The 15,526-nt window shown below is 41.3% G+C and carries 12 protein-coding genes and 1 tRNA gene; 4 read left to right on the top strand and 9 right to left on the bottom strand.

Annotation, left to right across the window (positions count from 1 at the left end):
• Positions 1–433: 433 nt before the first annotated feature.
• The 9 genes from ACSVH6_RS01840 to ACSVH6_RS01800 form a co-directional block, all read right to left on the bottom strand.
• Positions 434–2,749, bottom strand: a complete 2,316-nt coding sequence (locus tag ACSVH6_RS01840; protein ID WP_438074971.1) for a penicillin-binding protein 1A — start codon at positions 2,747–2,749, stop codon at positions 434–436.
• A 5-nt stretch (positions 2,750–2,754) separates the two neighbouring features.
• Positions 2,755–3,240 carry a gliding motility lipoprotein GldH gene (locus tag ACSVH6_RS01835; RefSeq protein WP_438074969.1) on the bottom strand — a complete coding sequence of 162 codons (486 nt, stop codon included), beginning with the start codon at positions 3,238–3,240 and terminating at the stop codon, positions 2,755–2,757.
• Positions 3,224–4,507, bottom strand: a complete 1,284-nt coding sequence (locus tag ACSVH6_RS01830; protein WP_438074967.1) for a PSP1 domain-containing protein — start codon at positions 4,505–4,507, stop codon at positions 3,224–3,226. Before ACSVH6_RS01830 ends, ACSVH6_RS01835 begins: the two co-directional genes overlap by 17 nt.
• Positions 4,508–4,606: 99 nt before the next feature.
• Positions 4,607–4,837, bottom strand: coding sequence for a ferredoxin (locus tag ACSVH6_RS01825; protein ID WP_438074965.1), 231 nt, complete (start codon positions 4,835–4,837; stop codon positions 4,607–4,609).
• The gene (locus ACSVH6_RS01820; protein ID WP_438074963.1) at positions 4,837–6,078 is read right to left on the bottom strand and encodes a peptidase U32 family protein; all 1,242 of its coding nucleotides are present in this window, start codon (positions 6,076–6,078) and stop codon (positions 4,837–4,839) included. Before ACSVH6_RS01820 ends, ACSVH6_RS01825 begins: the two co-directional genes overlap by 1 nt.
• Positions 6,078–7,436, bottom strand: a complete 1,359-nt coding sequence (gene trhO / locus ACSVH6_RS01815) for an oxygen-dependent tRNA uridine(34) hydroxylase TrhO (RefSeq protein WP_438074961.1) — start codon at positions 7,434–7,436, stop codon at positions 6,078–6,080. Before trhO ends, ACSVH6_RS01820 begins: the two co-directional genes overlap by 1 nt.
• Before the next feature lie 89 nt (positions 7,437–7,525).
• Positions 7,526–8,092, bottom strand: a complete 567-nt coding sequence (gene pth, locus ACSVH6_RS01810; protein ID WP_438074959.1) for an aminoacyl-tRNA hydrolase — start codon at positions 8,090–8,092, stop codon at positions 7,526–7,528.
• A 304-nt stretch (positions 8,093–8,396) separates the two neighbouring features.
• A complete protein-coding gene (locus ACSVH6_RS01805) occupies positions 8,397–9,005 on the bottom strand; it encodes a 50S ribosomal protein L25/general stress protein Ctc (RefSeq protein WP_438074957.1) in 609 nt (202 codons plus the stop codon).
• 39 nt (positions 9,006–9,044) lie between these two features.
• Positions 9,045–9,986 carry a ribose-phosphate pyrophosphokinase gene (locus ACSVH6_RS01800; RefSeq protein ID WP_438074955.1) on the bottom strand — a complete coding sequence of 314 codons (942 nt, stop codon included), beginning with the start codon at positions 9,984–9,986 and terminating at the stop codon, positions 9,045–9,047.
• A 228-nt stretch (positions 9,987–10,214) separates the two neighbouring features.
• Here ACSVH6_RS01800 and ACSVH6_RS01795 point away from each other — a divergent pair.
• The 4 genes from ACSVH6_RS01795 to ACSVH6_RS01780 all read left to right on the top strand — a co-directional run bounded on the left by ACSVH6_RS01795 (position 10,215) and on the right by ACSVH6_RS01780 (position 15,515).
• Positions 10,215–10,294 (top strand) — tRNA-Leu (locus ACSVH6_RS01795).
• 377 nt (positions 10,295–10,671) lie between these two features.
• Complete coding sequence (locus ACSVH6_RS01790; protein ID WP_438074953.1) at positions 10,672–13,596, top strand: TonB-dependent receptor domain-containing protein; 2,925 nt, start codon at positions 10,672–10,674, stop codon at positions 13,594–13,596.
• Between the two features lie 24 nt (positions 13,597–13,620).
• The gene (locus ACSVH6_RS01785) at positions 13,621–14,499 is read left to right on the top strand and encodes a UDP-2,3-diacylglucosamine diphosphatase (RefSeq protein ID WP_438074951.1); all 879 of its coding nucleotides are present in this window, start codon (positions 13,621–13,623) and stop codon (positions 14,497–14,499) included.
• Complete coding sequence (locus ACSVH6_RS01780; protein ID WP_438074949.1) at positions 14,496–15,515, top strand: glycosyltransferase family protein; 1,020 nt, start codon at positions 14,496–14,498, stop codon at positions 15,513–15,515. Before ACSVH6_RS01785 ends, ACSVH6_RS01780 begins: the two co-directional genes overlap by 4 nt.
• Positions 15,516–15,526: the final 11 nt, after the last annotated feature.

The raw sequence follows: 15,526 nt of genomic DNA, 5'->3' as shown, positions 1-15,526 counted from the left end.
CGTAAATTTAGGAATTAAATAGGGAAGTAGGAAGTGTTTGCCGTAAAGAAAAAGTGCAAGTAAGAAGCTACTGCTCACGGCAAAATCTGTTTGCATCCACATTACAGCAATGGAGTCAAGCTTTGTTGTATAACGCATCCAGCTCAGTCAATAATCCGCTCAGGACCGGTTTGCAAATTTACCGCGGTAACTTATTCATTTTACCGCGGTAAATCAGTCAACTTACCGCGGTAAATTTAATGGTGGGTCAGGACGAGATAAAACAATCGTCCTGATGATTTTTGTGACGGGTAAGTATCCTTTTTTCTTGCTGCTCCAATACTACCATCATCCAACGCCTTCGGACAGTTCTACAGTATTAGTTACCGAGTAATTCAGATAAAAGAAAACCCCTGCCATTGACAGGGGTTTTGGATTTTATACGATGGTGCTATTACAAACCAAACTGGTCCGGATCTTGTTCTTCTTCAGGCGCTGCTGTAGAATCGGTTGCGGTGGTATCGCGTTTGCGTTCATAGCAGTCTACTTTAATCGAAAGATTATCCGGTCGTTGGAATGGGTCTTTCGAGATTTGAAGGTCTTTATCTTCATAACATTTTTTCATCATGTAGCCCCAAATAGGTAAGGCAGCCGTGGCTCCTTGCCCATAGGTAATGCCTTTGAAACGGGCTGAACGGTCTTCGCAACCTACCCAAACGCCGGTCACCAAATTAGGCACCATTCCGATAAACCATCCGTCAGATTGGTTTTGAGAGGTTCCGGTTTTACCCGCAATAGGATTGGTAAACATATACGGATAGCCGGTCCAGCGGTTGTCACCACTACCGCCGCCTTGCGTACGCAAACGTACTCCCGAGCCGCTTTCGGTTACCCCTTCGAGCAATTTGATTACAGCATAGGCGATGTCTTTGTTCAATACATCATGGGTTTCCGGAGTGGGCTCGTATAATACTACCCCGTTTTTATCTTCAATACGGCTGATGAACTGAGGTTTTACATATACCCCTTGATTGGCAAACGTACTGTAGGCCGCCACCATATCTTCAACGGTAATGTCAACCGCTCCCAAGGCAATGGAAGGCTGTGCCGGAATTTCGGATTTCACGCCCAGTTTTTTGGTCATGGTTACTACGGCTTCAGGGCCGGTTTTATCAATCAGTTTGGCTGAAACGGTATTGATGGAAAGCGCCAGCGCTTTTTTGAGCGTAACCATACCGCGGTATTTTCGGTCGGAGTTTTTAGGCTCCCAGTCTTCGGTCACATTGTGGCGTCCTTTGTGAATCATAAAAGGACCATCCACAATCGTATCACAAGGCGACATGCCCAACTGCTCTATAGCCGTAGCATATACAAACGGTTTAAAGGTAGAACCTACCTGACGGGCTCCCTGACCTACGTGATCGTATTGGAAATATTTATAATCAATACCTCCCACCCAAGCTTTGATGTGGCCGGTTTGCGGTTCCATTGACATCAATCCTGCCTGCAAAAAGTGTTTGTAGTAACGAATGGAATCCATAGGGGTCATGAGGGTGTCAATTTCACCTTTCCAGGAAAAGATCTTCATTTTGGTTTTCACATTGAAAGAAGCCGTAATCTCTTCATCGGTTTTATCCAGGTCTTTCATGACACGCCAACGCTCCGAACTTTTCATCGCTTTGTCTATGATGGTTTTGGTTTCGGCATCGGTAATGTTTACAAAAGGAGCATTCGGATTGTCTTTTTGTTGGGCAAAGAATTCCTGTTGTAAGTTTTTCATGTGCGCACTTACGGCTTCCTCGGCATGCTCTTGGATTTTAGAGTCGATGGTGGTATAAATTTTTAATCCGTCACTGTAAATATCCCAGTCACTGCCATCGGGTCTTTTATTTTCTTTGGCCCAGTTTTTCATGTATTCGCGCAGGAACTCACGGAAATAAGTAGCGGTTCCTTCTTTGTGACTTTCCGGATGAAAGTGCAACACGATAGGCTGTTTGGCAAGGGAATCTTTGGTCTTGGTATCTAAAATATGGTTTCTCACCATTTGACCTAATACGGTATTTCTTCGTTCTCTTACTTTTTCAATGCGACGCAACGGGTTGTACAATGAAGGGTTTTTCAGCATCCCCACAAACATGGCAGCTTCATCTACGGTCAAATCACGCGGCTCTTTCCCGAAATACACTTTGGCCGCCGAGCGGATACCCACCGCAGTATTTACGAAATCGGCTTTGTTGAGGTACATGGCAATAATTTCGTTTTTGGTATACTGACGTTCCAGTTTGATGGCGATAATCCATTCTTTTACTTTTTGAATGATACGAAACGGCTTGAAACTGGAACCTTCTCCGTGGAATAAGAGCTTAGCCAACTGTTGGGTTAAAGTACTGGCTCCTCCATTGGAACCCAATTTCAACGCGGCCCCAAAAGTTCTGCGGGCATCAATCCCCGAATGTTCGTAAAATCTTTCGTCTTCAGTAGCAACCAAAGCTTTTACCAAGCTTTGCGGCAAATCTTCATACTTAATGGGCGTACGGTTTTCGTTGTAAAACTTCCCGATGGTTACCCCGTCAGAAGAAATGATTTCGGTGGCTAAGTTGGACTCCGGGTTTTCCAAATCTTCAAAGGACGGCATGCTGCCAAAAAAGCCCCAAGAGGCCAGGGAGAAGAAGAGAATCAGTACTCCGAGTCCGTAAAAAAACAACTTCCAAAATTTCTTTTTGTAGTAGTTGATGTCTTTCACTGTTGCGGTATTATTCTTTTGTGCCATAGTTTTTAATCTGTAGATTCAATGCGGAAACCAACGTCTGTTATTCCGGGTAATAAGGCTACGCCTTCAATTTTTCCGGTTTGGCGCACAGCCTGTTTGATATGGATTTTATACAATCCCTTTTGGGTAAATTTTTCTTTGTCCTTGTAAAACAACTTATTTTCCTTGATGTCGGTAAAACCATCTCCAAGTAGCGTGCCGTCAGGATTGGTCATTTGGTATTCGAGTGTGTCCACTTTTATCTTGTGGTTAGGCTGTTCCAATGACACAATCAAAAACAAATTGTTGAACGGATAATCATCGTTATCTCTGACGTTGACAAACAGGTTGTAATTTTTTTTGGCGTCTAATTGAGGCAAATCAAAAGAGACTACACTGTCTTTGTGCCAAGCACTCCCTACTGATTTATACTCGTCAAAAACTCTTTTCTTGTCACAAGAAATAAGCAAAAAAAGGACTAAAATGAAAAGGAGGCTACTTTTTATTTTCATTCTTTTTGATGATTACTGGTTTTTTTCCTTGTGGTTTAGCATCGCTCCGTTCGCCTTTGGCTCGGGTTTGGTTTTGCGGCTTTTGCCCACCTTCTTTTGGTGCGGCATTTGGAGCAGCATTTGTTGCTTTCGCTTTGTTGCGATTGCGGTTTTTGTTGCGGTTTTTGCTTTTTCTAGGTTGGTCAAAACGGGTCAAACTCTCTTGTCCCATCGCGTTATTGAAATCTTTTTCCGGCTCAGCCACAGTCTCAACTGCAAAATCTTCCAACGAACTCACCTTTTTATTTTGTTTGTTCTCTGCTATGATTTCTTTTACCTGCTCAATGTTGAGCACATGCCAATTGGCAAAGTTATCGGTATAAGCAAACCACATCAACCCTTTAAAAATATCTTGTTTTTGGCAAATAGCATCACCTTTTTCGGTTTTTAATTTGGTTTCAAAATCCGGAAAATCTTTGAGCGCATCCATATAAGTGTCCAGCTCGTAATTCAGACAGCATTTCAGCTTGCCGCATTGTCCGGCCAGTTTTTGAGGATTCAAAGACAATTGCTGGTAACGGGCCGCGGAGGTATTGACACTGCGGAAATCAGTCAACCAGGTGGAACAACACAACTCCCTGCCACAAGAACCAATACCGCCTAAACGAGACGCTTCCTGACGGAAACCAACTTGTTTCATTTCAATTCGCACGCTGAACTCGCGGGCGTAATCTTTGATTAAAAGACGGAAATCCACACGGTCATTGGCTGTATAATAGAAGGTTACTTTTGAACCGTCGCCTTGAAATTCAATGTCAGAGATTTTCATTTCCAATTTGTGAGCAATAGCCAATTCTCGGGCTTTTACTTTCATGGGTTCTTCTTTATCGCGGGAGTCGCTCCAAATGTCGATGTCTTTTTGAGACGCTTTGCGGTATATCTTCGGGATTTCAGCACTGTTGTGATTGACTCCTTTTTTCTTCATTTGAATTTTTACCAATTCGCCGGTAAGAGTAACAATCCCTACATCATGACCCGGTGAAGCTTCGGTAGCTACGACATCCCCAATGCTTAGGGTTAATTTTTCGGTATTGCGGTAAAACTCTTTTCTGCCGTTTTTGAAGCGTACTTCTACGCAATCAAAAGGAGCTTCACCATTGGGTAAACTCATGTTGGACAACCAGTCAAAGACGGTTAATTTGTTGCAGCTGTCAGTGCCGCAAGTCCCATTATTTTTGCATCCTTTAGGCGCTCCGCCATCAGATGTTGAACAACTTGTACAAGCCATAATTTGAATATATATTGATCGTGACTACGTCACTACTAGTCATAAAAACGTTAAAAGTGTAAAGATATTGTTTTTTCGGATAAAAAAGGAAGTAAAATTTTAAGTTTCCTTTACGCTGATGATGTTTACCGGGCAGGCTTTTTCAGCCAGTTCACAGTTTTCGACGATGGTGTGGTCGGCTGATTTCAGGGTGAAAAATCCTTTGGCATCCACCGATTTCAGTAAGACGGATTTCCCGTCTTTTTTAGACATTTGAAATTGTCCCGGTGCCATTTCCACACAGTAATTGCAACCGATACATTTGTCTCTTTGCAGCGTTACAATGACCATTAGTTGTCCACGATTTTATACATTTTGTCCGAAAGTCGAATGCGAAACGGAACTTTCAAAGTACAGCTGTCGCCTTTGGTAGCTTTTTCCAACGCTACGTCATTGACCATCATGTCTTCAATGACCATTTCCTGAGCTCCGGTGCTTGGGCCGGTAATGAGTATCTTATCGCCTTTTTTGATATCGTAGGCTTCTATTTTGAATTCGGCTATGCTGGCTTTCGGGAAATAATGCATCCCTTTGCCAATATAGACTTTCTTTTGGGTAGCACTTGAACCCGGATTGTCTGACCATTCGCCCAGCTTTTGACCCAAATAGTATCCGCTCCAAAAGCCTCGGTTGTAAACGGTAGCCAAGGCCTCCATCCAAACCGTTATTTTTTCTTTGGTAAATGTGCCTTCGTAATAGGCGTCAATAGCTTCACGATAGGTTTTAATTACGGTAGCTACATAGTCGGCAGCACGTCCGCGTCCTTCAATTTTCAACACTTTGATGCCCGAATCAATCACCTGATCTAAGAAATCTAAGGTGCATAAATCTTTGGGTGACATCATGTATTCGTTATCGATTTCAATTTCGAAACCGCTTTCCTGATCGATAACAGTATATTTTTTACGACAGTTTTGCTTGCAGGCGCCACGATTGGCAGAAGAATTATGCGAATGCAAACTCAAATAGCATTTGCCCGAAACGGCCATACACAGTGCCCCGTGACCAAAGATTTCGATTTCCACCAAATTGCCGCTTGGGCCTTTGATTTGTTCTTTTTCGATATCAGCGGTAATCTTTTTGACCTGACGCAAACTTAGTTCTCTGGATAAGACTATGGTGTCGGCAAACATCGCGTAGAATTTTACCGTTTCGATATTGGTGACATTGAGTTGGGTTGAAATATGCACTTCCAGTCCCATGGTTCGAGCGGTCATAATTACGGCTTGATCGGAAGCAATGACAGCAGTGATACCCGCATCTTTGGCTTTGGTCAAAAGCGTTTTTACAATCGATAAGTCGTGATCGTAAATAATCGTATTCAAAGTCAGATAGGTTCTGACGTTTTTTTCATTACAACGACGGGCTATTTCGGGTAAATCGTCAAGCACAAAGTTTACTGTGGCACGGGCACGCATATTGAGTTGTTCCACTCCAAAATACACTGAATCACAACCGTTGTCTAACGCCGCCTGCAGTGATTCAAAATTCCCGGCCGGAGCCATTAATTCAATTTTTCCTGAAGTGGTCATTAGCTGATAATTTTAAATAATTTGTCTGATAAGCGGATTCGGAAGGGCACTTCAAAAGTTACTTTGTCCCCCGGAAGGGCTACCTTGTTTTCCTTACCGTTGACCATCATTTTTTCTAAAATCAACTCTTGATTTCCTGTAGTGGGACCGGAGATTAAGATTTTGTCTCCCAAGGTTAGCTCTTGGTTTTCCATGATGAAAAGGCCCACGCCGGCTTTGGTATAATAATGCTCGGCTTTACCAATTAATACTTTTTTGACTTTAATTTTTTGGCGAATATCCTTTGTAATTGGTGCTTTTGCCAACGGTTGATCGGAGAGGTCGCCGGAGTGTTTGAATCTAAGGTTTTCAGAACGGCCTTTGCGGAAGATTTTATTACCTACTTGTTTACCACGTCTTAGTTTTACTTGTTCTGCTAACGGAAGATGGGTCGTTTCCAAACATTCGGATGAACAGCAATTTTCCATTAACGCCATGCAGTCGTCACATTGAATGAACAACAAATGACAGCCATCATTGGCACAATTGGTATGATTGTCACACGGTTTGCCACATTGATGGCATTGGGAAACAATATCATCGGTGATACGCTCTCCTAAGCGATTGTCAAACACAAAGTTCTTTCCAATGAATTTGCTTTCCAGCCCCTCTTCTTTGATTTGTTTGGCATATTGAATAATACCGCCTTCCAGCTGGTAGACATTTTTAAATCCTTGATGTTTGAAATAAGCACTGGCTTTTTCGCAACGGATACCGCCGGTGCAGTACATCACCAAGTTTTTGTCTTCTTTGAAATCTTTCAGTTGCTCGTTGATAATCGGTAAACTTTCGCGGAAAGTTTCTACATCAGGAGTGATGGCACCTTTGAAATGACCCACTTCACTTTCGTAATGATTTCTGAAATCAACTACGATGGTGTTGGGGTCTTCTAAAATTTGGTTGAATTCCTTAGCTTTTAAGTGAATTCCTTTATTGGTTACATCAAAGGTGTCGTCGTTCAAGCCATCGGCTACAATCTTGTGACGCACTTTGATGGTCAGTTTTAAGAAAGAATGATCATCGTGTTCCACGGCTACATTCAGGCGAATACCTTTCATAAAATCGTAGACTTCCAAAGTATCTCGGAAGGCTTCGAAGTTTTCGGCGGGAACGCTCATTTGAGCGTTGATGCCTTCGTGGGCAACATATATTCGGCCTAAGGCATCAAGTGCATTCCAGGCGATGAATAATTCGTTACGAAATTGTTGAGGGTCTTCAATTTTGGCATACGCATAAAAAGACAACGTGAGGCGTTGTTTTCCGGCTTGGTCAATAAGCTCGGCTCTTTCTTCTGCGCTTAAGGTGTTATACAGTTGCATGCTATAAACGTTTAAGTGAGAATGATGTTGTGAACTCTAAATGGAAGAATTCAGTGCAAATTTACATTTTTTGTCGAAAAGGCAATAGGTTATTTTCCGTTAAAAGAATTCATGGTGTTGGCTAAGCCGGCCAAAGCAAAAGATTCGATGATTTCTTTGGCTGTGACAAAACGCTCCATGAGTTTCACTTTTTCATCTTCGTTCCATTCGCCCAATACATAATCAACCTGTTGTCCTTTTTTGAATTCATCACTGATACCAAAACGAAAGCGAGGGTATTCGGTAGTGTTTAACAGCAGTTGGATATTTTTCAATCCGTTGTGTCCGCCATCGCTACCTTTGCCTTTAAGACGTATGGTTCCGAAGGGCAAGTTCAAATCATCGGTAATGATCAAGATGTTTTCTTTGGCGATGTTTTCTTTTTCCATCCAATACTTTACGGCTTTTCCGCTCAGATTCATGTAGGTATTGGGTTTGAGTAAGATGAGTTTTCTGCCTTTTACATTGTATTCGGCTACAGCCCCCAATTTGGCCGTTTCAAAAGACAGGCTTTCTTCTCGGGCGACATAATCCAAGACTTTGAAACCAATGTTGTGGCGCGTGTTGACATATTCGGCACCGATGTTGCCCAGGCCTACAATGAGATATTTCTTCATGGGGTCAATAGTATTAGCTTTTGTTTTTGAAGCAAAGAGATTTCTAAACCAATTCATGGGCAAATTTAATTTTATTTCATACAGTTCGGCTACGCCTCGGGTGAAAATTTGAAAATTGGCCGATTTGAAAATGAAAAGTGATGGAAACGAAAACCCTAGCCCTGATGGGAATGGCATCCTTTTGTGACGTTATTCGGCGCAAAAGATATAGTGGACAGCAGGTTCCCGGCTCATAAAAGAAATTTGGGTTAAATAAAAAAGCCGCGTTGAAAAACGCGGCTTTTGGTATAAACTTGGAAATAAATTATTTTTTCTTTCCTTTTGCAGGTGCTTTTGCAGCTTTTGCAGCTTCTTGAGCCGCTTTCATCGCAGCACGTGAAATCTTCACCTGACAAACCACGGTGTTGTCCGGGTGCATCAATTTGAAGTTTTTAGTCTCCAATTTGGTAACGTATAATTTGTTACCCATTTGCAATTCAGAGATGTTAGCTTCAACATAATCCGGAAGATTTTTTGGTAATGCTTTCACTTTCAATCTTCTTTGGTTCAAACGCAAATCACCACCTAACAATACACCCGGAGAGGTACCTGTAATTTTCACAGGAACTTCCATAGTGATTTCTTTGCTGTCGTTCAATTGAAAGAAATCAATGTGTAAAATTTTGTCAGACACTGGGTGAAACTGAATGTCCTGAAGAATAACATTGGTAGTTTTTCCAGCCAAATCAACTACAACTGTGTGTGCGTTTGGAGTGTAAACCAAGCCTTTGAATGCTTTTTCTTCTGCTGCAAAATGCTGTGGTGTAGTTCCTCCGTAAATAACGCAAGGGACCATTCCAGCATCACGTAAGGCTTTAGTAGCTTTTTTGCCTACGCTTTCTCTTTCTTGTCCTTTAATCGTAATCGATTTCATTGTAAAAATATATAGTTAATAAATAAATACGTATTTGAATTACATCAGGAATTTACCGCTGATGGAATTGTTGTGTTGCACCATGTGCATTACTTCGGCAAAAAGAGGCGCACAACTCACCACTTTTATTTTTTTCGATTCTTTCTTCAACGGAATAGAATCCGTTACAATCAGTTCCAATAATTTAGAGTTCTCTATTTTGTCGTACGCTTCTCCCGAAAGAATGGCGTGGGTACAAATAGCTCTTACGCTTAAGGCTCCTTTTTCCATCATCAAATCAGCTGCTTTGGCTAAGGTTCCTCCGGTGTCAATCATATCGTCTACCAAAATCACATTTCGGCCTTTTACTTCCCCAATCAACTCCATCGTATCAATCACATTGGCTGCTTTGCGTTGTTTGTAACAAATTACCACATCCGATTCTAAAAATTTAGAGTAGGCATAGGCTCTTTTGGAACCTCCCATATCGGGTGAAGCAATAGTCAGATTTTCCAACTGTAGACTTTTTACATAAGGCAAAAAGATAGTCGATGCAAACAAGTGGTCTACCGGTTTCTCGAAAAACCCTTGTATTTGATCGGCATGTAAATCCATTGTCATGATTCGGGTAGCGCCGGCAGCTTCTAATAGTTTAGCTACGAGCTTGGCCCCAATCGGAACTCTGGGTTTGTCTTTTCGGTCCTGTCTTGCCCATCCAAAGTACGGAATTACGGGAGTGATGTGTCGGGCTGACGCACGCTTGGCGGCATCAATCATTAACAACAACTCCATTAAATTGTCGGCACTCGGAAAGGTGGAGCAGACAATAAAAACGCGTAAACCTCTTATAGACTCTTCAAAAGAAGGCTGAAATTCACCATCACTATATTTTGAGAACGTAACTTTACCCAGCGGAACCCCATAATGACTGGCAATCTGTTCGGCTAGATAGACGCTTTGCGAACACGCAAATATCTTTGCTTCTGGTTCTATATGCGACATTGTAATTTGTTGTTTTTACCCTATGTATTCCATACCATTTGTTTTTGTCCATGGACTAAATCAAACGCTATATAAACACCTCGGGCGTAGTTAGTTAGTTGTGTGTTGCTTTAACGCGGTGCAAATTTAGAAATTAAATTCGAGTGTGAAAGGATATTTTTAACTATTTTTTTGATGATATGAAGAAAAATTATTTACATTTGCACCCACAAAACACAAAAGTCTATTGCCCGGATGGCGGAATTGGTAGACGCGCACGACTCAAACTCGTGTTCTTAGGAGTGTGGGTTCGATTCCCACTCCGGGTACGAAGCCCTTCTGAAAAGAGGGGCTTTTTCATTTATATCCGGCATGTGGTGTAGGTATTTATTACTTCTAATACGCTACAACTACGCCACAACCACGCCACAACTACGCCATAACTACGCCACAACCCTACTGCAATTATAGTTTATAATGGGGAATGTTTACCATTCAGTAGGTTTCGGATGGGTACTAAACCTCTTAGGAATGAGAGGTTTTTTATGGGTTGAAATCAAATGCAGGATATTAAATTAACATTTGTAATCATCTCTTAACCAAAAATATACTTTAGCCTTTGGGTATTATAACGATTCCTTAATTTTTAAATAATGCGTTTGATTTAGCCTCATGATACTTTTGTTTTCATTAACAATTAGCTGTCATGAAATTAAAATTACAATTCATTAATTGCCTCACCCTATTCTTTTTCACCCTTTTTTTACATGCTCAGACTTCCGGAATTAAAGGAGTGGTTATCGAAGATAAAACCGGACAACCTTTGCCCGGAGCCACTGTTACCATTAAAGGCTTGAACAAATCCAGAGTTACCGGTGCTGACGGAACGTTTTCCTTTTCCAAAATTGAACCCGGAACCTATGAACTTAGTGTCACGGCCTTGAGTTTTCAGGAAAAGGACATTACTGAAGTCATCGTGGTCAAAGATGAAATCACTATGTTGACGATTTCCTTGGAAGAAAAAAACAATCAACTGGACGAAGTAGTCATCAAAACGACCCGGGCCAAAGTGGAATCGGTAAAGTCTTTATTGACGCAACAAAAAAACAGCGCCAATGTTTCTGATGGAATTTCAGCGGAAACCATCAAGCGTACCCCGGATAAGAATACTTCAGATGTATTGAAGCGTATCAGCGGGGCCAGTATTCAGGACAATCGGTTTGTAATTGTCCGCGGATTAAATGACCGCTACAATGCCGCTTTTTTGAACGGGGCACCGCTACCCAGCTCGGAACCCGACAGAAAAGCATTCTCCTTTGATATCTTTCCGTCAAATATGTTGGATAATCTAGTCATTGCCAAAACCGCTTCGCCTGATTTACCGGGAGATTTTGCCGGGGGTGTAATCCAAATCAATACCAAAGCGGTTCCTGATAAAGACTTTCAATCGGTAACTGTAGGTTCAGGATACAATACGATTACGACTTTCAAAAACCAAAAAACCTATGAAAAAGGAGCAACGGATTGGCTGGGCTTTGACGACGGAACCCGCGCCATGCCTTCCACTATTCCGAGCACTGAAGTCTTTAATACGTTGACTTATCAGGAAAAAGCGGCCATTGCCAAATCGTTTCAATCAGATTGGGCCATCAAAGACGGCAGCTTTAAACCGAATACGAGTTTTCAATACTCCATAGGAAAACATTTTGAATTTAATGATAAGGTTTTTGGAATGTTGTTTTCAATATCAAATAACAAAACCAATACTTTTAACGAAACGGAACGCAATGATTATGACAATCCGGACCCAAGTGCTCCGTCGGTCCTGATTTCAAAATTTACCGATAATAATTACAGCGAACAAGTATTGACGGGCGCTTTGGCTAATTTCTCTTTTAAGTTTAATGAAAATCATACCCTTACATTAAAAAACATTTACAGCATCAATTCTACTGATTTGGTGGTGGAAAGAACCGGACAAAGAGACGTAAATGATACCCGCGTGATTGATGCCAATGTGCGATGGTTTACGAGTAACAAAATTTATTCGGGCCAGTTAAACGGCGATCATTATTTCCCGAAAGCCAAAATCAAAGTCAACTGGACAGGTTTTTTCAGCAACATCAAGAGGGAAATTCCGAATTTGAGGAGAAATATTTATTCTACTGCCAATCCCAACAGTACCGATCCGACGGAAACCATAGCCTATGCTGAAATTGCCAACAACAATGGTGGCCCCGATTACGGTGGCGGGATGTTTTTTTCTGAAAACAAAGAAACCATCAAAGGCGGAAAACTCGATATTTCCAGAAAGTTCAACATTGGGGAAGAATTTAGCAATGAAATTAAAATAGGGGGCTTTTTGCAAAACCGTGACCGTGATTTCTTCTCGCGTCAGTTGCAGTACAACACGCTGACATTGGGCGGAAATTTTGATTATAACTTGTTGACCCTACCAGATGCAGCGATTTTTTCGGTAGCTAATATGGGCCAAATCTCTCCCGGGGTCAATGGCTTTACGCTTTTTGATTTCACTAAATTCACCGATTCCTATTCGGCAGGTTCAAAGCTGAATGCCGGTTATGTAATGTTGGACAATCGCTATAAGAAATGGCGTTTGGTATGGGGTTTCCGTTTGGAAGATTACACCCAAACCTTAGCATCAAGATTAACCGAAACCAACTATTTGGCATTGGATGCACATCAAACCGATTTCTTGCCCTCGGCCAATTTGATTTTTGCTGTCAATAAAAAGCAAAACCTGAGGTTCAGTTTTTCCAGAACGTTAAACCGTCCCGAGTTCAGGGAGTTGGCGCCTTTTGGGTTTTACGATTTTACCACCCAGTTTTTCACGCAGGGAAATCCTGATTTAAAAATAGCCAAAGTCCGAAACATAGACGTTCGGTATGAGTTTTATCCGGGCAAAGGCCAATTGTTCTCGGTGTCTTATTTCAATAAATATTTCACTGATCCAATCGAAATTCAGCAGGAAGTCAACAACAAGACCATTACTTACCGCAATGCCAAAAGCGCTACCAATACGGGGTTTGAGTTTGAATTCAGAACGTTGTTAAGTTCTCTATTTTCTTCAGATACGACGACTCTCTTAGATGATTTGACCTTGTTTTCAAACATTGCCATCATTAAATCAAATGTGGATGTTTCCAATTTTAATTCGGCCAGTACCGAAAAATCGAGGCCGCTGCAAGGACAATCCCCTTATGTGCTGAACGCCGGCTTGCAGTATGCCAATAAAGACAACGGATGGTCTGTTTCGACCAATTTGAATCGGGTTGGAAACCGCATCGCTTTTGCATCGAGTGAAATTAAACCGGCCATTTGGGAAAAAGCCAGAACGCTTTTAGACGTGCAGATTGCCAAGAATTTCTATAAAAACAAATTGGAATTAAAACTGAACATCCAAAATATTTTGGCTCAGGATTTAATTTTTTACCAAAATAATTACAGAGATGGGCAGGAAAACCAAGGTTCGTCTTTGACTAATTTGACCAATTTAATTTTTACAGGTGATTCGCTTAATGAAGACGGATATGATTCGGCCACTGATGATGTAATTTGGAGAACCAAATACGGCAGAACCTTCTCCTTGTCATTGACCTATAATTTCTAATAGTGCTCTAAAACAACTGCTGTTATGTCTAAAAAACCCAAAAGGAAAGTTGATTTTTTAGTGATTTCTGACATCCATCTCGGCACTTATGGTTGTCACAGCAAAGAGCTTTTGAAATATTTAAACAGCATCAAACCCAGAGTAGTGGTACTCAACGGCGACATCATTGATATGTGGCAATTCAACAAACGCTACTGGCCCAAGTCGCATATGCAGGTGATTCACAAAATCATGAACTGGATTAATAAAGGTGTGAAAGTGTATTATATCACGGGCAACCACGACGAAATGCTCCGCAAATTTGCCGGACATAAAATAGGCTCTTTGGTTATTGATAATAAGCTTGTGGTAGAGTTGGATGGTAAAAAAGTTTGGATTTTTCACGGTGACGTTTTTGATGTAACCATGCAACATTCCAAATGGCTCGCCCGATTGGGTTCACACGGATACGATTGGTTAATTCACATTAATACATGCTGTAATTGGGTTTTGGTAAAATTAGGGCGCGACAGGATTTCGTTATCTAAGACCATCAAGAACAGTGTCAAAAAAGCGGTGAAATTTATCAACGATTTTGAAAAAACCGCTGCTGACATTGCCATTTCCAATCAATATGATTATGTGATTTGCGGACATATTCACCATCCGGAAATGAAAACGATTGCGACCGAGAACGGACAGGTGGAATATTTGAACTCCGGGGATTGGATAGAAAACCTCACCGCATTGGAATACCATAATCAGGAATGGACTTTGTTTCGCTACCAAGAAGATGAATTTGCCCAAACGGAAGAGGAACAGGAGGACGAGTTGGCTCATTTAGACACGAATCAGATTTTCAATAAAATGCTGGATGGTTTTATGGAAACCGCCACCAAAACGGAAATAAAATTCAAAAGATGAAAATACTTTACGCTGTACAAGGAACGGGTAATGGACACATCACCAGAGCCATCGAAATCATTCCGCATCTGCAACAAAGGGGAGAAGTTGATATTTTGGTCAGTGGCATCCAGTCGGATATTGAACTCCCTTTTAAAGTCAAATACCGTTTCAAAGGACTCTCGTTTATTTTCGGAAAAAAAGGCGGTATTGATTTTTGGAAAACTTTTTTGAAACTCAATTCCCGAAAACTGTTGAAAGACATTAAATCACTTAACGTCAAAGAATACGACTTAATTATAAGTGATTTTGAACCGATATCAACCTGGGCGGCTATTATGGCCAAGAAAACGTGTGTCGGACTGAGCAATCAGGTGGCCACTTTACATTCTTTGGCCCCCAAACCCAAAAATGAAGATCCGGTAGGCAAGTTGGTGTTACAGAATTATGCACCTACACCCATCAGTTATGGCTATCATTTCAAAAGTTTGGATGCAACCATTTTTACTCCGATTATCCGGAAAGAAGTGCGTGAGATTACACCAACAAACAAAGGACACTACACGGTCTATCTGCCATCGTATAACGATAGCCAGATTATCAAACGCTTGAAGAAGCTTGAAGACGTAGAGTGGCAGGTTTTTTCCAAACACAGCAAGAAGAGCTACAAATTATACAATATCAGCATTTCGCCCATTGATACCAAATTGTTCCTGAAAAGCATGGCTTCTGCAGCGGGTGTACTGACCAATGCCGGGTTTGGCACTGCCAGTGAAGCGTTGTTTCTGAAAAAGAAACTGTTGGTCATTCCGATGAAGAAGCAATATGAGCAACATTGTAATGCCGCTATGTTAAAAGAAATGGGAGTGAGTGTGATTAAAAAATTGAGCAAAAAGAATTTGCCTCTTCTCAAAAAATGGCTTAGTGATGACACGATTGTTGAAGTAAATTATCCTGATATCACGGAACAAATCATTGATTTGATTATACAGAATCATGTTAAAAGCCCCGAAAGAAATGAAGATAACGCCCAATAATATTTTATTTT

Source organism: Flavobacterium sp. XGLA_31 (assembly GCF_051547105.1).
Taxonomy (GTDB): Bacteria; Bacteroidota; Bacteroidia; order Flavobacteriales; family Flavobacteriaceae; genus Flavobacterium.
The sequence above is the reverse complement of the archived record's forward strand: the minus strand, read 5'-3'. Positions and strand labels throughout refer to the sequence as shown.